General features: G+C 59.1%; 25 protein-coding genes. 10 read left to right on the top strand and 15 right to left on the bottom strand.

What is annotated here, in order from left to right; genetic code table 11:
• Nucleotides 1–3 precede the first annotated feature (3 nt).
• Nucleotides 4–1,194: a 30S ribosomal protein S6--L-glutamate ligase gene (gene rimK / locus AC1ENN_RS06305; protein WP_449646521.1), complete on the top strand. Its 1,191-nt coding sequence runs from the start codon at nt 4–6 to the stop codon at nt 1,192–1,194.
• Nucleotides 1,195–1,270: 76 nt separating this feature from the next.
• Here the strand turns inward: rimK and AC1ENN_RS06310 are convergent, their stop codons facing one another.
• The 6 genes from AC1ENN_RS06310 to AC1ENN_RS06335 all read right to left on the bottom strand — a co-directional run bounded on the left by AC1ENN_RS06310 (nt 1,271) and on the right by AC1ENN_RS06335 (nt 6,858).
• Nucleotides 1,271–2,377, bottom strand: coding sequence for an ABC transporter permease (locus tag AC1ENN_RS06310; RefSeq protein ID WP_449646522.1), 1,107 nt, complete (start codon nt 2,375–2,377; stop codon nt 1,271–1,273).
• Nucleotides 2,377–3,258, bottom strand: a complete 882-nt coding sequence (locus AC1ENN_RS06315; RefSeq protein ID WP_449646523.1) for an ABC transporter ATP-binding protein — start codon at nt 3,256–3,258, stop codon at nt 2,377–2,379. The genes AC1ENN_RS06310 and AC1ENN_RS06315 overlap by 1 nt, the downstream gene beginning before the upstream one ends.
• 135 nt (nt 3,259–3,393) lie before the next feature.
• The gene (locus AC1ENN_RS06320) at nt 3,394–4,095 is read right to left on the bottom strand and encodes a response regulator (protein ID WP_480392076.1); all 702 of its coding nucleotides are present in this window, start codon (nt 4,093–4,095) and stop codon (nt 3,394–3,396) included.
• A complete protein-coding gene (locus tag AC1ENN_RS06325) occupies nt 4,092–5,387 on the bottom strand; it encodes a sensor histidine kinase (RefSeq protein WP_480392077.1) in 1,296 nt (431 codons plus the stop codon). The genes AC1ENN_RS06320 and AC1ENN_RS06325 overlap by 4 nt, the downstream gene beginning before the upstream one ends.
• A 77-nt stretch (nt 5,388–5,464) precedes the next feature.
• Complete coding sequence (locus AC1ENN_RS06330) at nt 5,465–6,391, bottom strand: alpha/beta fold hydrolase (protein WP_480392078.1); 927 nt, start codon at nt 6,389–6,391, stop codon at nt 5,465–5,467.
• Nucleotides 6,392–6,495: 104 nt separating this feature from the next.
• Nucleotides 6,496–6,858 carry a rhodanese-like domain-containing protein gene (locus AC1ENN_RS06335; protein WP_480392079.1) on the bottom strand — a complete coding sequence of 121 codons (363 nt, stop codon included), beginning with the start codon at nt 6,856–6,858 and terminating at the stop codon, nt 6,496–6,498.
• Between the two features lie 483 nt (nt 6,859–7,341).
• Here AC1ENN_RS06335 and AC1ENN_RS06340 point away from each other — a divergent pair, with 483 nt between their 5' ends.
• Nucleotides 7,342–7,632 carry a metal-sensitive transcriptional regulator gene (locus AC1ENN_RS06340; protein ID WP_449648166.1) on the top strand — a complete coding sequence of 97 codons (291 nt, stop codon included), beginning with the start codon at nt 7,342–7,344 and terminating at the stop codon, nt 7,630–7,632.
• Between the two features lie 64 nt (nt 7,633–7,696).
• Here the strand turns inward: AC1ENN_RS06340 and AC1ENN_RS06345 are convergent, their stop codons facing one another.
• Nucleotides 7,697–8,407, bottom strand: a complete 711-nt coding sequence (locus AC1ENN_RS06345; protein WP_480406935.1) for a DUF1294 domain-containing protein — start codon at nt 8,405–8,407, stop codon at nt 7,697–7,699.
• 171 nt (nt 8,408–8,578) lie between these two features.
• Between AC1ENN_RS06345 and AC1ENN_RS06350 the strand changes: the two genes are divergently transcribed.
• Nucleotides 8,579–10,948, top strand: a complete 2,370-nt coding sequence (locus tag AC1ENN_RS06350; RefSeq protein ID WP_480406936.1) for a phosphoketolase family protein — start codon at nt 8,579–8,581, stop codon at nt 10,946–10,948.
• Nucleotides 10,949–11,105: 157 nt separating this feature from the next.
• Entirely contained in the window at nt 11,106–11,549 is a 444-nt protein-coding gene (locus AC1ENN_RS06355; RefSeq protein WP_449646530.1) for a hypothetical protein, read from the top strand.
• On the opposite strand, the gene AC1ENN_RS06360 is transcribed toward AC1ENN_RS06355, so the two are convergent.
• From AC1ENN_RS06360 to AC1ENN_RS06370, 3 genes are all read right to left on the bottom strand, one after another.
• A complete protein-coding gene (locus AC1ENN_RS06360) occupies nt 11,546–12,358 on the bottom strand; it encodes an alpha/beta hydrolase (protein ID WP_480406884.1) in 813 nt (270 codons plus the stop codon). The two genes, AC1ENN_RS06355 and AC1ENN_RS06360, sit on opposite strands and share 4 nt — an antisense overlap.
• 9 nt (nt 12,359–12,367) lie before the next feature.
• Nucleotides 12,368–13,450 (bottom strand): hypothetical protein, encoded by a 1,083-nt coding sequence (locus AC1ENN_RS06365; RefSeq protein WP_480406885.1) that lies wholly within the window; start codon nt 13,448–13,450, stop codon nt 12,368–12,370.
• 80 nt (nt 13,451–13,530) lie between these two features.
• Nucleotides 13,531–14,154: a MerR family transcriptional regulator gene (locus tag AC1ENN_RS06370; RefSeq protein WP_480406886.1), complete on the bottom strand. Its 624-nt coding sequence runs from the start codon at nt 14,152–14,154 to the stop codon at nt 13,531–13,533.
• A 102-nt stretch (nt 14,155–14,256) separates the two neighbouring features.
• Between AC1ENN_RS06370 and AC1ENN_RS06375 the strand changes: the two genes are divergently transcribed.
• Nucleotides 14,257–15,306, top strand: coding sequence for an LLM class flavin-dependent oxidoreductase (locus AC1ENN_RS06375; protein ID WP_480406887.1), 1,050 nt, complete (start codon nt 14,257–14,259; stop codon nt 15,304–15,306).
• Between the two features lie 64 nt (nt 15,307–15,370).
• Here AC1ENN_RS06375 and AC1ENN_RS06380 read toward each other — a convergent pair whose 3' ends face one another.
• Nucleotides 15,371–16,327 (bottom strand): NYN domain-containing protein, encoded by a 957-nt coding sequence (locus AC1ENN_RS06380; RefSeq protein WP_449646535.1) that lies wholly within the window; start codon nt 16,325–16,327, stop codon nt 15,371–15,373.
• 150 nt (nt 16,328–16,477) lie between these two features.
• On the opposite strand from AC1ENN_RS06380, the gene AC1ENN_RS06385 reads away from it, so the two are divergent.
• Complete coding sequence (locus AC1ENN_RS06385) at nt 16,478–17,002, top strand: hypothetical protein (RefSeq protein WP_449646536.1); 525 nt, start codon at nt 16,478–16,480, stop codon at nt 17,000–17,002.
• 10 nt (nt 17,003–17,012) lie between these two features.
• Here AC1ENN_RS06385 and AC1ENN_RS06390 read toward each other — a convergent pair whose 3' ends face one another.
• Nucleotides 17,013–17,591 carry a flavin reductase family protein gene (locus AC1ENN_RS06390; protein ID WP_449646537.1) on the bottom strand — a complete coding sequence of 193 codons (579 nt, stop codon included), beginning with the start codon at nt 17,589–17,591 and terminating at the stop codon, nt 17,013–17,015.
• Nucleotides 17,592–17,736: 145 nt separating this feature from the next.
• Between AC1ENN_RS06390 and AC1ENN_RS06395 the strand changes: the two genes are divergently transcribed.
• Entirely contained in the window at nt 17,737–19,107 is a 1,371-nt protein-coding gene (locus tag AC1ENN_RS06395; protein ID WP_480406888.1) for an LLM class flavin-dependent oxidoreductase, read from the top strand.
• Here AC1ENN_RS06395 and AC1ENN_RS06400 read toward each other — a convergent pair.
• Genes AC1ENN_RS06400 through AC1ENN_RS06410 form a run of 3 tightly spaced genes read right to left on the bottom strand, consistent with a single transcriptional unit; the run spans nt 19,104 to nt 19,920 of the window.
• Nucleotides 19,104–19,229, bottom strand: coding sequence for a hypothetical protein (locus AC1ENN_RS06400; protein WP_480406889.1), 126 nt, complete (start codon nt 19,227–19,229; stop codon nt 19,104–19,106). The genes AC1ENN_RS06395 and AC1ENN_RS06400 overlap by 4 nt on opposite strands.
• A gap of 35 nt (nt 19,230–19,264) precedes the next feature.
• Nucleotides 19,265–19,459: a hypothetical protein gene (locus AC1ENN_RS06405; protein ID WP_480406890.1), complete on the bottom strand. Its 195-nt coding sequence runs from the start codon at nt 19,457–19,459 to the stop codon at nt 19,265–19,267.
• Nucleotides 19,456–19,920 (bottom strand): GNAT family N-acetyltransferase, encoded by a 465-nt coding sequence (locus AC1ENN_RS06410; RefSeq protein ID WP_449646540.1) that lies wholly within the window; start codon nt 19,918–19,920, stop codon nt 19,456–19,458. Before AC1ENN_RS06410 ends, AC1ENN_RS06405 begins: the two co-directional genes overlap by 4 nt.
• 138 nt (nt 19,921–20,058) lie before the next feature.
• Between AC1ENN_RS06410 and AC1ENN_RS06415 the strand changes: the two genes are divergently transcribed.
• The 3 genes from AC1ENN_RS06415 to AC1ENN_RS06425 all read left to right on the top strand — a co-directional run bounded on the left by AC1ENN_RS06415 (nt 20,059) and on the right by AC1ENN_RS06425 (nt 22,499).
• A complete protein-coding gene (locus AC1ENN_RS06415) occupies nt 20,059–21,150 on the top strand; it encodes an Rv2578c family radical SAM protein (RefSeq protein WP_480406891.1) in 1,092 nt (363 codons plus the stop codon).
• Between the two features lie 193 nt (nt 21,151–21,343).
• The gene (locus AC1ENN_RS06420) at nt 21,344–21,610 is read left to right on the top strand and encodes a Rho termination factor N-terminal domain-containing protein (RefSeq protein ID WP_449646542.1); all 267 of its coding nucleotides are present in this window, start codon (nt 21,344–21,346) and stop codon (nt 21,608–21,610) included.
• A gap of 103 nt (nt 21,611–21,713) precedes the next feature.
• Entirely contained in the window at nt 21,714–22,499 is a 786-nt protein-coding gene (locus tag AC1ENN_RS06425; RefSeq protein WP_449646543.1) for a thioesterase family protein, read from the top strand.
• Nucleotides 22,500–22,520 lie beyond the last annotated feature (21 nt).

Genomic DNA, 22,520 nt, shown 5'->3' on the forward strand with positions numbered 1-22,520 from the left:
CTGATGAAACTCGCTATTCTCTCGCGTGCGCCGCACGCTTATTCCACTCAGCGCCTTCGTGCGGCCGCCGAGCAACGCGGGCATCAGATCAAAGTGCTCAACACCCTTCGGTTCGCAATCGATCTCACGGGGGACGAACCCGACCTGCAATATCGCGGCAAATTGCTGTCGGACTATGACGCCATCCTGCCCCGCATCGGCAACTCCATCACCTACTTCGGCACGGCTGTTGTTCGCCAGTTTGAACAAATGGATGTCTACACGCCGAACACTTCGAGCGGCATCACGAACTCGCGCGACAAGCTGCGTGCCACCCAGATTCTTTCGCGTCACGACATCGCGATGCCAGCGACGACCTTTGTGCACAACCGTGCAGATGTCGAGATGGCTATCGAACGCGTCGGCGGCGCGCCCGTTGTCATCAAGCTGCTCGAGGGCACGCAGGGCATCGGTGTGATTCTGGCTCCCGATACGCAGGTCGCCAAGGCGATTATCGAGACATTGCACTCAACGAAACAGAACGTGCTGATTCAGAGCTTCATCTCTGAGAGTAAGGGCCGCGACATCCGTGCCCTCGTTGTTGGTGACCGTGTTGTTGCTGCGATGCGCCGGGTGGCTGTTGGCGACGAGTTCCGGTCGAATGTGCATCGCGGTGGCAACGTTGAAGCTGTCGAGCTCACGCCTGAGTACCACCGTGCCGCAGTCAAGGCCGCCCAGATCATGGGATTGCGGGTTGCCGGCGTCGACATGCTCGAAGGTAAAGATGGCCCCCTGGTGATGGAGGTCAATTCGTCGCCAGGGCTTGAGGGCATTGAGCGTGCGACCGGGTTGGATGTCGCGGGCGCGATCATTGACTACATCGCCAACCAGGTTGCGTTCCCTGAGATCGATGTTCGCCAACGTCTCAGCGTTTCTACAGGCTATGGGGTTGCTGAAATCGTCGTCGGCAGCGACGCGGATTTTGTCGGCAAGCAGCTCGGCGAATCTGGTCTCGGTGAGAAAGACATCACCGTGCTGACCCTGCACCGTGGCTCCAACGTTGTGCCGAACCCCCGCCGCAGCACTGTGCTCGAGGCGAACGACCGCCTGCTCTGCTTTGGCAAGCTCGAAGAGATGCGCGCCATGATCCCAGCACGTCGTCGCCGTCGCGCGAAGGTGCGCAAGCTTCCGCCGCAGCCGATCACCGAGGACTAGACCCCGCTAACACCGAGCAGCGGCGCTGACACTGCAGTGTGCAGTGCCAGCGCCGTCATCCGTTCGCTGGAGCGCCCTAGCCCTTGATGGCTTCGGCCCAGCTCACCCGGCTGCCGACCTTCAGTAACGAGTTGTTGTAGATGCGAGCGCCGAGGAGCACAGCGAGGCCCGTGGTGATGAGCAGCAGAACGAGGGAGATCAGTGGCTCCCACCATTCGGCTGTTCCGAGGAACATTCGCATGGGCATTCCGACAGGTGCCGAGAATGGAATATACGACATGATCGCCAGGATCTTTGGGTCATCGTTGAAGAAGATGATCGCAAAGTAGGGGAGCATGATCAGCATCGTGACCGGTGTCATGGCCGAACCAAGATCCTCTTGACGGGACACCATCGCGCCCACCGCAGCAAACAGCGCGGCGAGGAGTACGAAACCGATGATGAAGAATCCCACGAACCACAGCAGCGGTGCGCCGAGGAGCGACAAGAGTTCACCCTGACCGGTCACCGACAGGCCGACGATCGCGAGCACCGCAATCGCAATAATTTGGGCGAATGCCAACAGCGAGTTGCCGATCACTTTGCCGGCCATCAACGCCGAGACGGGCACGGCCGACATCAAGATTTCAACGATTCGAGTTTGCTTCTCCTCAACAACGCTCTGCGCAATCATCGGGCCAAAGGTCATGCCGGAGATGAAGAAGATGATTCCGAAACCTAGAGCTGCAATGTAGCTGAGCGGGCTCGTTTCACCGTCGGGGTCAAGAAGAACAACCTCGGGGGAGACACTCAACATCTGAACCAGCAGAGATGGCGCTTCTGTGTTGGCGATGATGGTTGCAGGAGCGCCCGAGCCTTCCTTGGAGGGCAGTACCGCTGCATCCACAGTTCCATCGCTCACGAGAGCTTCTGCCTCCGCACGATCGTCGACAGTGGTGACCTCAACACCTGAAAGCCCAGACAACTCTGACGACAGCGAACCGATCGTGGCAACGCTCGTCGTCCCCGCGGTCTGCGAGAAGATTCCTCCCGCAATCACACCGCCAAGAACGAGGAGCAGCAGGATGCCGGTAGTGATGAGAAAACTCTTCGAACGAAGGCGGGTAGTGATTTCACGCTCGGCGACGAGAACAACCGATTGAAGGTAGCGAGGGGACTGGCGTGCTGCGGTAGCGGAGTTCATTAGATAACCTCTCGGAAGATTTGGGCGAGGGATGCGCGCTGAGGGGCGAACGAGGTGACGTCGCCATCGGCGAGGGCGTGACGGAGAACTCGCTGGGCGATGGTGGTCTCTTCGGCATCGAACGTGGCGTAGCCGCTATCGAATTCAACGACCGTGACTCCGGGTTCGTTTCGCAACCATCCCAGATCGCCGGTCGTCACAATCTCGTAGCGTGGCGCCGAGTGCTGGGCACGGAGAGTGTCTCGCTCACCAGATGCGCGAATAGTGCCATCGGCAATAATCACGAGGTCGTCGCACAGCCGCTCAACGATCTCGAGCTGATGGGAGGAGAACAGTACTGATGCTCCGGATGCCGCACGCTGCTTGAGCGCCTCCACCACAGTATCGACGGCGAGAGGATCAAGCCCCGAGAAGGGTTCGTCGAGCACGAGTACCTCGGGATCATGCACGAGTGATGCGGCGATCTGGGCGCGCTGCTGGTTTCCGAGCGACAGGCTCTCGAGGGTGGAATCGCGACGCTCGCCGAGGCCAAGCTCTTCGAGCAGGCTGTCAGCATTTCGGCCCGCTAGGGTCGACGAGAGTCCATGCAGTCGAGCGAGGTAGACGAGTTGCTCCCGAACTTTCATCTTCGGGTAGAGTCCCCGCTCCTCAGGCATGTACCCAAATCGACGCCGTTGTTCTGCACCCAGTGGTTTGCCGTCGAGGTGGATCTCACCGGCATCCGAATCAAGAACACCCAGCAGGATGCGCATTGTCGTTGTCTTGCCGGCACCGTTGCCGCCGACGAAGCCCGTCATGCGCCCGTCGCGCACAGAAAAGGTCACGCCGTCGAGCGCTGGGCGCGCCCCAAAGCTTTTGGTGATGTTGTCGAGCTGGAGCACGAATACCGCCTTTGTTCGCAAAGAATCTCTCTGGGAACAACGGTATGGGCTGACGCGATCGACGGGATCAGCCTGCGGGTGGGTTCTTGCCTCCATCGCGTGGGGGAGACGGCCATGAGTTGCGAGCGGGCAGCGTTACGTCGAGTTCGGTCGCTCGGGCGCTGTGTTCGGCACAACGACGCCGTTTTCATAGGAGTACACGATGGCCTGGATACGGTCGCGAAGGTGGAGCTTCTGAAGAACCTTCGAAACGTGGGTCTTTACGGTCGCCTCGCCAAGAAAGAGTGCCGTCGCGATCTCAGAGTTGGAGAGGCCCTCCGCCACGAGCACGAGCACTTCATGTTCGCGCGCGGTTAGCTCGGCAGGAACAGTTGGCTCCGTCTGGCGGGGGAGCCGCTGATCGGTGAGACTCAGTCGTTCCAGCACGCGCCGGGTCACGGCGGGAGCCAGCAGCGCGTCGCCGCTCGCCAGCGTGCGCACGGCATCCGCAAGATCATCGGGAGACGAGTTTTTGAGCAAGAACCCGCTCGCTCCGGCGTCCAAAGCGTCGAAGAGCTGTGACTCGTTATCGAAGGTGGTGAGGATGAGAACCGCGACAGTGCTGTTGGGCTTCGCTACGATCATCCGGGTCGCATCGATGCCGTCGACTTCAGGCATTTGGATGTCCATGCAGATCACATCTGGCTGGAGTGTTTCGGCGAGTTCGACGGCTTCACGTCCATTGCGGGCTTCGCCAACAACCTCGAAGTCGGGTTGGGCACCAAGAATGATGCGGAAACCTGTGCGCACCAGTTCATGGTCATCGGCAAGCAGGATGCGGATCGGTTGAGCGGTCATGCGTGAGCCTCGGCTGCTGGTGCGCCCGCACCGATGTCAGCCTGCACCGGCAACTCAGCGCGCACGAGGAAGCCACCACGGGATCGGGGACGCAATTCGAGTGAGCCGCCCACAGCGTTCACGCGTTCGGCCATGCCAATCAATCCGAGACCCGTGGACGGTCGGCGGCTTGGTGTGCGCCCAGAATTGCCGACCTCAATCTCGACGGCGGTATCGCTCCAGCGCAGTCGAACATCGGCGTCTCCATTGGGGCCAGCATGTTTGCGGGCGTTGGTGAGTGCTTCTTGAGCCACTCGGTAGAGCGTGACGGATGTTGATGGGCTCAGGGGTTGAGCGTCGCCAAATTCTTCGAACCGTGTTGGCAGACCGGCGCTGCGTGTGGCTTCGATCAGCTCGACGATGCTGTGCACTCCGAGCGTTGAGGCAGCGGCGGTGTCAGTTTCGCGACTGTCAGCCTCCCGCAGTGTTCCCAATAGTCGATGCATCTCATCTATTGCTTGGCGAGACCCGGTCTCAACAGCACGCAACGATTCGGATGCGGCAGCAGGATCTTGAGTGAGCACGGTGCGCGCGGCGGCGGCCTGCACCCCCATGATCGAGACGTGGTGGGCAACAACGTCATGCAGCTCACGCGCAATACGCAGGCGCTCAATGGTTACGGCTTGGGCGGCAATCAGTTCGCGCTCTCTCACCAGCTCGACAGAACGTTGATGCAGCGCATGCCGTTCCAGTCGGGAGCGGTAGGCGCGTTCGCCGAAGTAGTAGGCGGCGCCGAAGTAGAGCACGTTGGTCAGAAATTGGATCACGAGGTACGCCAGCAACGGAGAGAATGCCCCGGCACGCGAGAATCCGCTCAGTGCATCGGGGTCGGTCGTGGTCTGAAAAATGGAAATCGATAGCCAAATGAACATGGCCGCAATGATGGCGATGCGGGTGATGGTGGCGACGCGACGTCGGTCTTCCCAAACGCCAACAGAGTAGAGCGCGATAAAGAGCGAAATATTGCAGAAGGTAACTTCGGGCACCTGAAGGGTCGCCCCCACCATGAAGACGGCGGCAACAACGATGACGACGGGCAACGCATGGTGGCGCCGAAACAGCAGGGGCAGCGTGATCGCTGCAGCCCACACCAGCGTGACCACCGAATCGGCAGGTTCGGAGAAGATGCCGGCGATGCGGGTGAGAACCGTGCTGAGCAGGGTGCCAGCGAGCATCCCTACCGCGAGCACAACATCCCACCGGTTCACCCCGGGCGTTGCGCGGTGGCGCACATCACTGCGGGTATCAACCATGCACTTAGGTTACTCGGCGCGGGGAGGTTGCTCGCGTTGCTGTGATTTTTCGGCGTGCGCTGGGGTGAAGCCGCCAACTAGGCGGCGACCGCCGTATCACCGTGAACTCGAGTGTGCTCGCCAACACCCTCGATGTGCGCGAAGTGACCTGCACGTGCCGTCACTTGTTGCGTGGCGTGGGGGAGCGCTTCAGCAAACCAGGCATCGTCACTAGCGCTCACGAACACATCTCGTTCACCCCGAACTAGAGTGATGGGGCACCGGATGCTCAACCACTGTCGCTCGTCATAGCGGGACGCTGCCTCGGCGGCACGTACGAACGCCGTGGGCCGGATCTCTGAGGCCAGCGAGTCAATAACGGAGACATCGAGCGTCTGCCACTGTGCAAACAGCGGAGCGCTCAACGGCCCGAGAAGATGCATACGATGAAGACCGCGAATGAGGCTGTTGCCCGCTAGTCCCAGTGCCGAAAGGAAGCTCATGGCGCCGAGCATGCCCGCCAAAAACGGTAATCTCCGAAAATCTCGAATCGGATGCCGGAGCACGGCAAGCGCGCCGGGTCCGGTCGCTGAAATGGCGGTTACGCTGTGCGTGCGGTTGGGGTAACTCGCTGCAAGGGTAAGGGCGAGGTGTCCACCAAGCGAGTGGCCGATGGCGTCCCACGTGGCGAAGCCGAGCGTTTGCGCGACTTGCGCTAGTGCGTCGGCCATGTCGTCGACTGTTGCACCGGCAGGTAGTGTTCCGCTTTCGCCCCAGCCGGGGAGGTCAATTGCCACAACGTTCTGCAGTGGCTCGCCGGTTTCATGCGCGGCACGGATGAGTGGCAGCCAGGTTGTCCACGAGCCTGCTGCACCGTGAATGAGCAACGTCGCAGTCTTGGGGTGCGCAATCATGCTGGGGCTGGCGTGCACGACAACGTCGCCCAAATCGGTGGGAACGACAACGCGAGAGAAGTTTTCGGTGGCGGGGTCACAGGAATCGCTTGTGTTAAAGCGCGTGCTCAAGGATTGTCTCGTATTCACACTGGTTGTTCGTAGCCGCCGCAATTCGAGATTGCTCGGCAGTGCGAGCGCGGGGTCTTAGTGCAGAGCAGCGCGAGCGAGTTGCGCTACTGAACTATTTCGATCTGGGTGACTTTCGTAGCGTTGTCTATCGATCCCAGATCGAGAACGTTGGTAAAGCCTGCGTTGGTCATCATCGCTACGGCTTGTCCTGAGCGGTTGCCTGATTTGCAGTAGACCGCATAGTCGGCGTCGGGATCGAGGCTGGGGAGCGTGTCGGCGAACTGGCCACCGCTCAGGTCGAGAAGATTTGCCCCGTCAAGGTGACCTCCCGCGAATTCTCCCGGCGTGCGCACGTCAATGATGATGGTGTCGGAACTGAGTTCGATCGTTTCGACGGGTGCCGAACATGCAGCCAGCGAGGCCAACACGATGAGCGAGCCGGCGAGGGCTGCGAGAGGGCGGATCATTTTTCTCCTAGTGAACAATTAGTTGTGGGGTTGCGTATTCGCGAAAGGCTGTTGCGAACCGGCTAGCAGTGACAGCGGTCGCGCTCGGCGACATCGGCGAGGGCATCCTCGATGTGTTCTCCGCAACCAGCCCACGTGGGTTTGCTGCAGTTCTGGCAAGTAACTTGTGCGCACATATGAACTCCTAACGGCCGAAGAGGCGAGCGAAGAAGCTGCCCTTGTTGGCTTTGGCGGCGTCAATTTCCGAGGCCGAGTGTTTGCCATTGCACCAGTTGGACGCAGGCACGCTGCGCTTCACTGACGGGATGTGTTCTCCGCATCCGGCCCACGTTGTTTTGCCGCATACCCGGCACGTGACTGCTCTGCACATAACTCTGCTTTCGTTTGACTGACTATACGAACTTATACCCTAGGGGGTATGCTGAGAACTATACCCCATGGGGTATTGCAACTGTCAAATCATGTCCGAGAAATGAGAAAATGATGGCCTCTGAGGTCTCCGCATCCTTGCCCGTCACTGACGCCGAAGCTCAAAAGAAGATCCTGAACCGGTTGCGGCGCGCGCAGGGTCAGCTGGGCGCACTCATCACGACAGTGGAAACCGGCGCAGGTTGTGCGGACGTGATCTATCAGCTTTCCGCGGTCTCCAAAGCGCTCGACCGAGCTGGTTTCCTCGTTATTTCCGGAGCGATGAAAGAGTGCTTGGCAAACCCGGGTGCCGAGGGATCACCCCAGCCTGACGAGATCGAGAAACTATTTCTTTCGCTCGCCTAATCGCTGATTAACCCGCGATAACAATGCACTGCCGGCAGATCAGGCGCTCAATGCACGCGCTGATTTAGGAAGTAGCCGCAGATAGCAGCAGCCGGGCGAGCTCCAACATCCGCTCGCTGAGCGCCGTACTCAAGATTGCCAACACCAAAACGTTCAGCACGACGCTGCCCCAGAATGCTTGGCGGTAGCTCGGTTTTTGGTTCTTGTGGCGTAGGCGTTGCTGAGCGACGAGTGCGCCGGGCCAGCCGCCGAATAATCCTAAACCGAGGAGCGTACTCTCGCTCACTCGCCACTGCTTTGTTTGAGCCGCACTCTTATCGGTCGCATAGACGATATAGGTGATGATGCTCATCAGTAAGTAGAGAGCCGCAAATAACCACGGGAGAGCGCCAATCGCTGTCACGATGCCGATTGCTAGCGCGAAAGTCACCAGCACAACCCAGCTCATCGTGCCGGCTTTGCGTTTGCGTGTGCGGATCGGGCGTCCAGACGCCGAAAGATAGCGGATGTTGCTTGCCCGAATTTTGTCGTCGGTTGTGCGTTCCACCGTGCAACTGACTCGCTCACCGAGTGTGGGCCGAGTATCGCGCGGTGGGAACGCGGAGATGTGGGCAAAAATTCGCTCACCGCCGTCGAGGGTCACAAATCCGAAGCCGCGTTCGTCGTTCCACGAGGCTAAAACGCCGTCACTTCGTGTGTTTCGCGAACCCATACTCTGAGGGTATCCCGCGCGTGGGGGTAGTGCGGTTACGGCGTGCCCGCCGATTCTGTCCATCCAGTCGCGCGGGGAAAAATACTCATACACTGGTCCCACAAGCTCCTCGACGAGCGCGACTTCATTGCACGGTTTACCCAGCACAATTCATCGCGATCAGAGACAGGAAATCTCGTGACTGTTGCCCATACTTCCCCGCGTGCACCATGGTGCCGTCCCCGAACATCCGAAGTGCAGTCTGAGACGTTTGACCAGCTGGATGCGTGGTGGCGGGCCGCCAATTACCTTGCTGTTGGCCAGATCTATTTGCTCGACAACCCTCTGCTGCGTGAACCCCTCCGCCGCGAGCACACTAAGCCGCGACTTCTTGGACACTGGGGCACAACGCCCGGCCTGAACTTTGTGTGGGCTCACCTCAATCGCATTATTCAGGAACGCGACACCGACACGATTCTTGTTGCTGGTCCTGGGCACGGTGGACCCGCGGTCGTCGCGAGCGCATACCTCGATGGCACGTACAGCGAAACGTACGGCGACATCGATAAGAGCGCTGATGGCATCCGCAAGCTATTTAGGCAGTTTTCTTTCCCCGGTGGCATTCCCAGCCACGCCGCTCCTGAAACGCCCGGCTCCATCCATGAGGGTGGCGAACTGGGGTATGCGCTTTCGCATGCGTACGGTGCGGCGTTCGACAACCCGAATCTGCTCGTCGCTGCTGTTGTCGGCGATGGCGAAGCCGAAACTGGTCCGCTAGCGACGAGCTGGCACTCGAACAAATTTATTGACCCTGAACGTGATGGCGTGGTTTTACCAATCTTGCACCTCAACGGTTACAAGATTGCGAACCCCACAGTGCTGTCGCGTATCCCCGAAGACGAACTCTGCGATCTGATGCGAGGTTACGGGCATACGCCGTACGTTGTCTCGGGCGGATTCGACGATGAAGATCCTCGCGCCGTGCACGGACGCATGGCGGCAACTCTTGATGACATCGTCGATCACATTGCGCAGATAAAAGCCGACGCGGCTGCCGGAACTCTCGACGGTCGCCCGGCGTGGCCGATGCTGATCTTGCGCACCCCCAAGGGGTGGACGGGACCGCAGGTAGTCGACGGGCACCCTGTCGAAAACAATTGGCGTTCGCACCAGGTCCCGCTTGCGAGTGTTCGGGACACAGACGAACACCTGAAACAACTTGAGGAGTGGATGGCCTCGTACCGTCCAGAAGAGTTGTTTGATGAGAGTGGTGCACCGCTCGCAATTGCAACGGCACTCGCGCCAGAGGGCGACCGTCGAATGAGCGCCAATCCTGTCACCAACGGTGGAGTGTTGCGCGCCCCACTTAGGCTGCCCGACTTTAGGGATTACGCCGTCGACGTTCCAAACCCCGGTGAAACGACAAGTTCCGCGACCGGCGCCCTCGGGGAGTGGCTACGCGATGTTGTTCGCGACAATCCAGACAACTTCAGAATTTTTGGTGCCGACGTCACAGCATCCAACCGACTAAGCGCTGTTTTCGAGACAACCGATAAACAGTGGGATGCCGGATTCCTCCCCATCGACGCCGACAATCACCTTGCCCGTGCAGGTCGTGTCGTGGAAATGCTCAGCGAGCACCAGTGCCAAGGCTGGTTGGAGGGCTACCTGCTCACCGGCAGACACGGCATGTTCAACTCCTATGAAGCGTTCATCCACATCGTCGATTCGATGTTCAATCAGCACGCGAAATGGCTCGAAGGAGCGAACGATATCCCGTGGCGCCGCCCGGTCTCTTCGCTCAACTACCTGCTGAGCTCGCACGTGTGGCGTCAAGACCACAACGGCGCATCGCACCAAGACCCCGGCTTTCTTGATCTCGTCATGAACAAGAAGCCCGATGTTGTGAGGGCCTATTTGCCGTGCGATGCCAACACCCTCATCGCCACCTACGATCACTGCCTTCGCTCCGTCGACAAGATCAACGTCGTCATCGCCGGAAAGCACCCCGAAAATAATTGGCTCGATATGCCAGCCGCAATCGAACATTGCACGCGGGGAATCGGACTATTCGATTGGGCAGGCACCGAAGTTGTCGGTCAAGAACCGGATGTCGTACTCGCGTGTGCTGGTGACGTACCTACCCTTGAGGTCTTGGCCGCCGCGCAAATCTTGCGTGAACGGATCCCTGAGTTGCGAGTGCGAGTCGTCAACATCATTGACCTGATGCGACTGCACAGCGAATCTGAGCATCCGCATGGTTTGAGCGATGCTGAGTACGACGCTATCTTCACGACAGACAAGCCCGTAATTTTCGCTCATCACGGCTACCCGTGGCTGATTCATCGCCTCACCTACAAGCGTGCCGGGCACGCGAATTTGCATGTGCGGGGCTACAAAGATGAGGGCACGACAACCACTCCGTTCGACATGGTGATGATGAATGACCTAGACCGCTACCACTTGGTCATCGACGTACTCGAGCGAGTTCCCGGCCTCACTGCGCGTCACGCCGCCTTCTGGCAAGAGATGCATGACACCCGACTCCACGCGCAGCAATACACCCGCGAGCACGGCGAAGACATGCCAGAAGTCGCAGACTGGAGATGGAAATCGGCCCGCTAAATTAGGCGGCACCCCGCCGCGCTAAATGGGGGTAAAAAATGATCTGGCGCGCAGTGTAATTTGTGCTTAGAATTGCCGAGACATCGGATGGATGCCCAGCAATTTGCGCCCAATTAGGAGTTCTTCCTCGGGCCGTCAGAAAGATCGAGCACTCGGTATGGACATCACCGATTTCGCTATTAACGCACTCGGATTCGTGGGCACTGCATTCTCGTTCTTGATGTGGGTTCCGCAGGCAAGAATCACCTGGCAGAGCCGCAACGATGCAGTGCGTCTCGCCGGCATTTCTGAGACCACCCAGTGGCTGCTTGTTCTTGGATATGCGGTGTGGGGCGCCTACGGACTGCTCAGTGCCTCAATGTGGGTTGCGGCACCAAGCGCGATTGCTATCCCGCTCGCGGCTGCGACCATCGTCATCATTCGGCGCGGGCGCAGGCTACCTGACGAGGGTCGCTCGTTCCCCATCTTCTCCAGCACGGATGCTGATCCGATCGCTACGATCAGTGACGGTCTCATTGCACTGACAGATTCGATCCCGATCATCACGATGGGGCACTACGAGCACCACGAGGCGCCCGCCGTAGCAGCGCGTGTTCCCTAACCCTTGCGGATAAAGCTGTCGACCTCTGCCGTGATCACGTCGCGCACGATCGAGCTGTCGAGACTTGCGACCCCGTCGCCGGGCTGCACGCCATAGTCGCCGAAGCGCGCATGATTGGCACCTTCGATGGGAAAGAACGTTGTGTTCGTTGGCAGCAAGTGTGCAGCGGCCACAATCTTGTCTGGAGTGCTGAGCATGTCGACGCTGCCACTCAAGCTCAATACGCGAGTGTCCACATCCGCCAGATCATTGGCACAATAGCTGGCAAAGAGAATGAGTCCGCTCACCTCAGGTTGAGCCGCGTACTGGCACGCTCGCACCCCACCAAGCGAATGCCCACCGACGAACCAGGTGTCAACATCCGGGACAGCGTCGGTGAATGTTGAGAGAGATCGCTGATCAAAGAATGCCAAGTTGAGAATCGGCTTGGTGACGATCACAGTCAACCCCGACTCCACCACGGCGCCAGAAAGCTTATAGAGGTAGGCCTCAGCAGTGACTTTAGCGCCGGGAATGAACACCAACCCGGTTCCTGATGCCCCATCAGTGGGCGAGAGAATGAACGAGTTGGGCGTCTCATGAAGGGAGACTGCTGGATTCGTGCGCACATTCTCCAGAGGGTCAGCCTCGGCCTGCATCACACCAACATTTGCCCAAACGAGAATGCCAATCGCTGCGAGCACAATGAGCGACGCAAACGAGATGAGTGAGACGAAAAGGATGCGTCGACGACGGGATGGTCGCTGGGCGAGAGAAGCTGGCGCAGTCGATTCACTCGAGACGGGTGACGATGGCTCAGCGGCGTGCATCCGATCAGTCTATTCAACTAGCGAAGGCAAGTGAGGCGGCGCCCACAATTGGGGTGATGAGGGCTGAGCGTTGGCAACCTGACGTAATCGTGCGGCGCGGGCGATGATCACCGCGATAGCTGCTGCTGCCGAAGCGAAAAGAAGACTGGCGATCGTGGCGATTGCGGCATCCGGTTTCACGATCGATTGGCCCATCAATGCTTGCGCCGTCAGCAGGGCAGTCACGGCAACGTAGAGGCTGACGAGCACACCGATCACGCGCTGTCGCGTCTGCGGGAGCGCGAGCCCTGTCACTCGACGCCCCAGGAATTCGAGCGCAAGCGCGGCTAGCGGCAGCAATTGTAGGGCGTGCATCCCGATGAAGTGGGGGATGCGGAGGTCTCCGGCGACCGTACTCCAGCCCAAGAGAGGTAAGCCATCCCCTCCGTCGGGTAGCCCGACCGTGTGAGCTCCCGCGATGCCCTGAAAGTCGCTCAATTGCTGGGCCGTTGGCGAGGTCATGAGAAATGCCAATCCCATACCGATTATTCCGACGATGAGACCAGATTTGATGGCGAGTGACCGCGCCGGATCGGAGATTCGATAGCGCCAGAGAAGGCCGGCGACAAGGACTACCGCCGACCACACGATCACGATCGACACTGCCATTACTGACCAGAGCGCTGCTATCACCGGGCTAGCCACATTGAAGTGGCTTGTTGTGCCGAGGGCTGCGGCGCCGACGATCACGACCATTTCAACGGCGAGGAATGCCGCACTTACAGTTCCGAGCCACCACGCCAGACGTGCATGCCGAGTGAGCATTCCGATCAGCCAGGCGAGCGTTAGCGAATACAGTGCAATCGACAGGGCAAATTTGAGTGGTTTTGCCCACAGCGGCGCGCCCACGATTTCGCGTTGGTCGACGATCAAGCCGAGCGTGGCGATGATCGCAAGCCCGATCATTGCCATGGTCAACCACACCAGCGGGCGGTGGAGTAGCGCACGCTCAAGGTTAAGCGTGCCGCTGTCAGGTCGTGACGTACTCGGGGAATTGCTGGCGGCATCGTGCCGGGACGACTGACGAACCTTCGCTTCGCGCTGAACATTCATGGCTTCTCCTTAAGTCGATAGTGACACTATCGGATAGCATCACTATCTGTAAAGGGTGAAGGCGAAATGAGGTGTGCGAGTTAGCTCCGGGACGGATCTCCGTGCCGACGGATCGTCGAGGCTGCTTGAGCGCTCCGCCGTAGCGCAGCAAAGAGCGCATCACCCAACACCGTTCCCACGACAACGGTTTCCGCTTGTGCCGCAAGTCCATCGCGACTCTCGGCGAGATCAAGATCTGCTTCTGCGACGAGTTGCGCAGCCTCGGCATAGCGAGCGAGCCACCCCGTATCGGTGCCCTGGCCGGCCTGCCGAAAGTTCATCACCACACGGGCGGCCGCGAGTCGGCCCGGGTCGTTCGGGTCGCAACCCCAGCCCGAAAGGGCAGAGTCAACCGTCTCGAGCGCTTCGGCATCCAAGGATTCAGGGTCAACGCGCTCGGAAACTGTGCTCTGCGCAATCTCAAAAGCGCGCGTCAGTGGCAGGTCGGACTCAATGGCCTCAATAACGCGCTTGGTGTCGGCAACAGAGAGGCCACCAATGTCGGTCAGCGCACGAATCATATGGATGCGGCGCACATGGGTTTCGCCATAGGTCGCCTGGTTCGGTGCCGAGCGTTCCCCCGCGGGCACAAGGCCCTCCCGCAGGTAGTACTTGATCGTGGCGACCGATGCGCCAGTCTCGTGGCTCAACTCCGAAATCTTCATAATGGACACCATAGCTATCTGCCCGGGTTTTAGGGCGTGGCATACCGGTCGGATGCGCGACGCTAAGGAATATCCCGACCGTTCGACGGTTGAATAGTAGTGATGACTACACCACTTCGTCTTTCTGTTCTTGACCTGATTCCTGTGCGCAGCAACCAGACTTCCGCTGATGCGATTTCGGCGACCACCGCGCTAGCGCAGCGTGCCGATGAACTCGGATTTTCGCGCTATTGGGTGGCTGAACACCACAACATGAAGGCCGTGGCATCCACAAACCCTGCCGTGTTGATCGGGATTTTGGCTGCTCAGACCCAACGCATCCGCGTCGGTTCTGGGGGAGTGATGCTCCCGAATCACGCCCCGCTCGTCGTGGCTGAACAGTTTGCAATTCTGGAGGCGGCATTCCCGGGGCGCATTGACCTGGGCATTGGCCGCGCTCCCGGAAGTGATCCCGTGATCACGTCCTACTTGCGGATGACGGGAACAACAAGCGACGTCGACGCGTTCCCGCGAAACGTTTCCGACATCCGCAGCCTCATGCACCCCGAGGGGGCGGCTCTTCAGCTGCCGTCTGGGCAGGTGTATGAGCTCACCGCGACACCGAATGCGTCGTCAGTTGCTGAGCTTTGGTTGCTAGGTTCGAGTGATTATTCTGCGCGGCTCGCCGCCGCTCAGGGCATGCCGTACGTGTTCGCGCATCACTTCTCTGGTGAGGGAACAGACCGCATCTTGGGCTTGTACCGCGACAACTTTGTACCCTCGGATCAGCTGAAGGAGCCACGAACCTTCTTGACGCTCAATGTTGCGGTCGCCGATACCGCGGCAGAAGCGCGGGCTGCTGCGCTTCCGCAGTTGCAGCAGATGGCTCGGCTCCTCAGCGGGATGCCTCTTGGTCCGCTCTCAACAATTGAGCAGGCTGCGGCGACCGAACTTGCTGCTCCGCAGCAACAGATGGTCGATGATATGGCCGAACGTTGGGTCATCGACGAACCCGTGGCTGCGGCAGCCCGCATCCGCTCGCTGGCGACCCGGTTCGGTGTTGACGAAGTTATGGTCAGCCCAGGGCTCTCGGCACACGATGCGGATGCGCCGAACACCTCGCCTGCGCGCGTGCGGGCTCTTGAACTGCTGGCGGAGCAACTGCTCGCCTAACGCGCCAAGACGCATCTTTTGGCACGCGATCTCCGGTTGATTTATTGCACAGAACCAAGGCTCGCTATTCAGGCAGTGTCACGTTGGTGCGGAGTCTAAGCTGCCGGACGCCGTCATGCTCGCGCATCTCAACGTGCGATAGGCGAGACTTCACAAACTCGCTGAAAGTTGTGAAGCCCAACGAAGATTCATCGAACGACGGATCAATTCTGAGCATCTGATTCTTGACCGCGGAGCTGTGGAGCCACTCTGAATCCTCTTTCTGTTGCACTAGTCGCATAGCGCGCACTAGCACCTTGAATGGAGATACCTTAGTTGCCGGCGGATCGGTGATAGCGGCCTTTGCGCTGGACTTAGATTCGGGAGTAGGTGTCGTTGTTGCCCCGTCGTCTGTGGCGGGTGGTGCAGCGGTGAAGGCGGAGACCGGCGATTCATTCGCACTGGCGCCGTACTCAACACCCGGCAGCGAGTCATAGTCGGCGAATTTGTCGCACGAGGAGGTAAGCGCTTGACTTGTGCCACCAGCGACTCCGACACCGACGACAAAGCGACCAAGGGTCTTGGCGCGTTGCGCTAGCGCCACATAGTCTGAGTCGCCAGCAACGATCACCACATGAGTGAGGTCGGGCAGACGAAAAAGGTCTTCCATGACGTCAACAGACAGCCGGATGTCCGCCCCATTCTTCATTTGAGCTGTGAGCGGAAAGAGTTGCACGAGTTCGACAGCGCGGTTGATGAGCTGTTTCTGGTAGCTCGAGTTGACCGGTAAAGACCAGTCGGCGTAGGCGCGGCTGAGCGCAACTGTGCCGAACGAGGAGGCGTAGTCGAGCAGGGCCTCAACGTCGACTTCGGCGTCCGCGAGCTTGGTCCCGACCGGCGTCGTGCTTGCACGGTTTGAGACGTGCCACCGAACCTTGTCCGTCTGAAACGCACCATTGCCGTGTTTTTGGTTGTAGCGCGAGATCACGATGTTGTCGAAATCGATGTAGACGGCAACGCGTCCTTCTGTGGAAGCGGGCATGGGGTCTCCTCCGGCTAGAGCGGTCCACCTCGCGCACAACGTTACTGAGGCTTCTTCGGCTCACGCTAGCAGTACACGCCGCGCGAGTCAGCGACTGGGGGAACCTCATCGTCGCTACCATTGGGCGATCAGAGTGATGGAGAGCAAGTCATGAGCTACAGTGCAATTCGGGTTCGAGCCACCCCCGGGATCCCGCGGGAAGGCCACACCGGTGTTGCCGTAATCGTGGCAGGCATCGGTCTGGCTGGCTGGATATCGTTCGGTCGGCACCTCTTTGGCATCGGGGGTGACCTCACGATTGTCTACGCTGCAACGCTCGGACTCATTTTTGCGGTCTTGTTTGTTCTGACCGGGCTGGCAGTTCGGCGCACGGCACGTCGCGGGTTCGAGACGCGGGTTTTAACCCGAGCCTTGCTCATCGCCTCCGGGATATGCGGATTTCTTCTGGGGCTTACGATTCCGGATTCAACACCTCAGGGGCTTCAGACCATAATTAGCGGTCCGTACGAGCCGGCACTAGGAATAGCCATTGGCATCGCAAATCCGCTCGGCGTCATTGGCATTGCCACCGCGATAATCGCGCTCACTCTTGCGATAAAGGATTCCCGTGGCCGGATCTCACTAGTTGAGTCGTGGGGCGATGACGAGTCGGCGTCAGAGGTTGCACCGGTTTAGTTCCGCTGGGCTAGCTCACTTGTGAGTGTTCGCCGAGCTGGTGCCAACCGCGATTGAAATAGACGAGCGGTGGAGTGCCTTCTGCCCCAGAATCGACTGCGGACTGTGTCGCACGAAGCAAAATTATGGATGCGGCTCCCGCGTCGAGTTGATCGACCCGCGTTCCTGCGACCCAGGCTGGTGCGCTCGGAAAGTACGGCTCACCGGTCGGCAGTCGTCTCCACAAACTGGTGTCAGAAAATCGATCAACACCGCTAGTTGCGCACAGTTGCGCGATTTCAAGTTGGTCTTTTCCCAAGAAGTGGACCACATAGGAGCTGGCGCTCCGGATGCTCGCGGCGGTGGATGCACGATGGCTGATCGAGAACGCGAGGAGCGGCGGTACCGCGCTCACAGAAACAACCGATGTCGCTGTGAGGGCAACGGGACCGTCGGGGGAGTCGGCGGTGATGACCGCAACACCGCCAGGATAGTGACGAAAGGCGCGAGCAAAATCGTCGCCACTGATCTCAGTTTCGGGCGAGGTGCGCTCATCGGGGCTGTACGCCTCATCGTGCGAGAGAGTCTGATGTTTCGCTGTCGTCTGCATTCGTCCATCCGAAGGTTGTGGGGATGCGAACAAGAATGCGCCGCATCCGCCAGCGAAGCGAGAATGTGTCGCTTTATTTCTCTGTGTTTCGTCCTTTGTTTCACTGCCAGGTGCAGTGAATGGCTGCTCGGCGCACCATGGTGGCATGCCTAAACAAATTCGCTTCAACGCCTTCGACATGAACTGCGTCGCCCATCAGTCGTCAGGAATGTGGCGCCACCCCGATGACCAATCGTGGCGCTACAAAGACCTCGACTATTGGACGGAACTTGCCCAGCTGCTCGAACGTGGCACCTTTGATGGCATCTTCATTGCGGATGTCCTCGGTACCTACGATGTGTACGCGGGTTCCAATGAGGCTGCGATTCGCCACGGCGCGCAAGTTCCGGTGAATGACCCACTGTTGCTCGTTTCGGCCATGGCGCATGTCACGGAACACTTGGGATTCGGCATTACCGCCGGCACGGCCTACGAACATCCGTACCCTTTCGCGCGTCGCATGTCGACGCTTGATCACCTCACCAAGGGGCGCATCGGTTGGAACGTCGTCACCGGTTATCTTCCTTCAGCAGCCCGCAATATGGGCAATGATGATCAGCTCGAGCATGATGATCGCTATGACCACGCCGACGAATACCTCGAAGTTCTCTACAAGCTGTGGGAGGGCTCGTGGGAAGACGATGCCGTTATTCGTGATCGCGAAACCGGTGTGTTCACCGACCCAAGCAAAGTTCACGACATTGAGCACAAGGGCAAACATTTCACGGTTCCCGGGATCCATTTGTCAGAGCCGTCGGTGCAGCGAACCCCGGTGATCTACCAGGCAGGCGCATCACCGAGGGGCATCCAGTTCGCGGCAGGCAACGCCGAAGCGATCTTTGTTGCTGCCTCGACTAAAGCGGGACTCAAGGCAACGGTTGGCCGCATCCGGGATGCTCTTGAAGAGGCTGGCCGTGATCGCTATTCTGCGCGAATCTACACACTGCTCACGATCATCACGGATGACACCACGGAGAAAGCTCACGCGAAGTATGCCGACTTTCTCAGCTACGCCAGCGAAGAGGGAGCGCTCGTCTTCATGTCCGGATGGATGGGGATTGACCTTTCGGAATATGACCTCGATGAGCCCATTGGCAACGTCAAAAGCAATGCAATCCAGTCAACAGTCGCCAACTTTCAGCAGGCAAACAATGACGGAAGCGAGTGGAAAGTTCGCGATATTGCCCGACTCGGCGCTATCGGGGGTCTGGGTCCGTTCATCATTGGCTCGGGCACGGAAATCGCGGATGAGCTGCAACAGTGGGTAGAAGAGACCGACGTTGATGGCTTCAATCTTGCGTATGCCATTACGCCAGGTACCTTCGAAGATGTCGTAGAGCACGTCATCCCTGTGTTGCGCGAGCGGGGTCTATATCCTGAGGAATACGTGGAGGGCACGCTGCGCAACAAGCTTCACGGACGAGGAAACCGGCTGCCAGCCGAGCATGCAGGGGCGAGTTATCGCCGACGTCCCTAGCGAAGCTCGAAGATGATCTCTTCGGTGTCCCGTTTCACGCTGGCGATTCCTTGACCCCAGAATTCACGACTGATCCAGTAGGTGAGCTCTCGCTGGTCGTCCATCATGAAGGTGGCTATCATTCCGGCGAGAGTTCCGCTGCGGTAGATCGCGCAGGCTACAACGTCGGGGTTCGCGAGAATGCGAGAAACCAGGAATCGAATTCGGCCCGGTCGTCGGGGTCTGGTGCCGTGAATGCGGCCATCGCGACCGACTCTGGATCCCGCATCCACTCGAAGACTGCATCACCGTCGCTGAGACGCAGGTCACGAAGGGTGACGCCGTCGTTTTTGGCGTCGGCGACTGAGGTCATAGCTTGATCGAATACTTAAACCCGATGTGCGATGCCTCGAAGCCCAGCTTCTTGTAGAAGCGATGCGCGTCGGTGCGCGCCTCATCCGATGTGAGTTGGATGAGCGAAGCGCCGAGTGTTGGCGCTGCGATGTCGATGACCCACCGCATCATCGCGCCGCCGATGCCCGATGAGCGCTGACTTGCCGCAACCCGAACGGCTTCGACTTGGAGGCGGTGTGAACCTCGCCGCGCCATCCCGGGAATCGCGGTCAATTGCATGGTGGCCACGACATCACCACTGGGGGCAACGACAACAAGCAATGCGTTCGCGGGAGTTGTTGCGATCGCGTGGAACGCTTTTTCGTAGGCCGGGCGATCTTCGGGGCGCGCGGTATCTCCCCGCAAGGCGCTCACTGGGTCATCCGCCAGAAGTTGAAGGATGGTGTCGATGTCGCCCAATTCGGAATACCGAAGCGTCATTTCACCATCTCGCGTGTGGAGAGTTGTCGGGACCGTCACTTTGGAAAACACTCTTATGACGTTATCAGCGTGGGCGGGGGCCTTAGTGCCGCATCAGCGGAAGTTGCCATTGATTAGAACATATGTTCGAATAGAAGCATGCGATGGAGCGGGCAACAGGTCAGCAGTGAGGCCCCCAACGCGCTGCCCGGCCTTGCGAAGCTCAACAATCTTGTGCGTACGGTTCGCACGCCAGACTTTCAGGGCGTCACCTTCTACGAGGTATTAGCCAAGAGCGCCCTCAACAAAGTCCCCACCGCAAGCGATATGCCGTTTGGGTGGACCATCAACCCGATGCGCGGATGCCTTCACCAGTGCACCTACTGCTTCGCTCGACCGACGCACGAATATCTCGACCTCGATTCAGGGAAAGACTTTGACACTCAAATCGTGGTGAAGGTCAATGTTGCTGAGGTGCTGGCCAAAGAACTCAGCAAGCCCAGCTGGGGAAGGCACGCTGTTGCTTTAGGAACCAACACTGACCCTTACCAGCGCGCAGAGGGTCGATACCGGCTGATGCCGGGCATCATCGCTGCATTGGCCGGTTCGGGAACGCCGCTCTCGATTCTCACCAAGGGCACCCTGCTTCGGCGAGATTTACCACTGCTGAAAGAGGCAAGCGAGCACGTACCCGTCGATATCGGGATGTCGATCGCGATCTATGACGATGAGCTGCAACAGTCGGTCGAGCCTGGTACGCCGACTGCGAAGTCACGCCTCGCCACAGTAACTGCGGTGAGAGATGCTGGCCTCGATTGCGCAGTCTTTCTCATGCCGATCCTGCCGTTTCTTACCGATACGCGTGATCACTTGGAGCGTGCAGTTGCCGCGGTGAAGGATGCCGGCGGAACATCAATTGCCTATTCTGCCCTTCATCTCAAGCCCGGGACCAAGGAGTGGTACTTCCAATGGCTAGAAGCGGCGCATCCGGAATTGCTCGAGCGCTATCACTCAATGTATTCACGCGGCACCTACGCTCCCATGGAATATCGTCACTGGCTAGCAGCCAAATTGCGTCCGATTATCCGTCGGCACGGTCTCGAGCGAACCGCACTTGACCCAGCGACAGGAATCGTTGGTTCGCGTGCCACCGTAAGTACGCGCGACGTCAATGGGGAGCGATCGCTAATCGCGGAAGAAATGCCGCCAGCCTTGGCCGCTAGGGCGATGCCGCAACCCATGTTGTTTTAGCGGTTCGCGCATACTCGCACCCATTCCTGCTCGCCGCGATCTGGGAGCAGGCTCCACGTTCGCTCGACGTTCTCAGAAATTTGTGGGGGCTCAGTCCGCCCGTGTTTATCGTGAATATGCTGCCTCGCGCAGCAAAGGGGTCGAAGCTGACGCCCCTAATGGAGACGAATCGAACTTGGGGAGTGAAACGAAGATGCCTGCCAACAAGAATTCACGGGTGAAGGACCCGGAGCTCTATGAGGAACTCCGCAACGACGGTGCGTCAGCGGAGAAAGCAGCGCGCATTGCGAACGCGGCGGCACGGGATGGACGATCCGAAGTTGGGCGACGAGGGGGAGAGTCAGGATCCTACGAAGACTGGACAGTCAAAGAATTGCAGAATCGGGCCCGCGAACTGGACCTGCACGGATACTCTTCGCTCAACAAGGACGACCTGATCGCGAAGCTGCGCGCACACTAGGAGTGCCGAGACGCGGTTCGATACGGCTCCTCGTGCCTGAGCGTGAGTGAGCAAATGTGGTGCACACGCTGCGGCCGGGAGACCGTCTCATTAGGCTGGTGCGGTGACCTCTCAAGCTTCTGCCTACTACGTTCGCCACGACGACACTCATTTTGAGTCCACGATTCACGCACAAGGAGCGTGGAATCCGCACGAGCAGCACATGGCTCCGGTTGCCGGAATTCTGGCGCACGCGCTTGAGTCATTCGAAGCGCGGACAGAACTCCGCATTGCACGCATCAGCTACGAGATCCTCGGGCTCATTCCTGATGGTGCTTTCGAAGTGAAGACAACGCTGCTGAGGCCGGGGCGCACAATCGAACTTGTCCAAGCTGAGCTCGTTGCTGCGGGTCGTGTCGCAGTTCGAGCGACTGCGTGGCGTCTTCACACCTCCGACACCTCAGCAGTAGAAGGAGTTGTCGACGAACGGATGTTGGCTCCCGAGCACGCAACTGGCGCAGTGAATCTCTCGAAGTGGCCAGGAGGCTACATTCAATCGATTGACGCACGGGCTCTTCCGGATCATGGTCCTGGACACGGACGCGTGTGGTTGCGCACACCGTATCCTCTGTTGACAGATGAGCCGGTAAGCGATTTTGTGCGGCTGATGGGGCTTGTTGACACGAGCAATGGCATCGCCACGCGCGTCAAGCCGGGGGAGGGCGGGTACGCCTTCCCGAATGTTGACTTGCAGATCCATCTCTATCGTGCGCCAACTGGGGAGTGGCTTGGATTGCAGAATGCCGTAAATTTTGGGGCTGATGGGGTCGGCCTGACATCGACTGTCCTCCACGATCTGAGCGGACCATTCGGTCGAGCTGAGCAGATCCTGACGCTCCGCAAACTGTAAGCATCCACCTGCTAATTAATT

The organism is Rhodoglobus sp. G.S.23, from assembly GCF_056675935.1.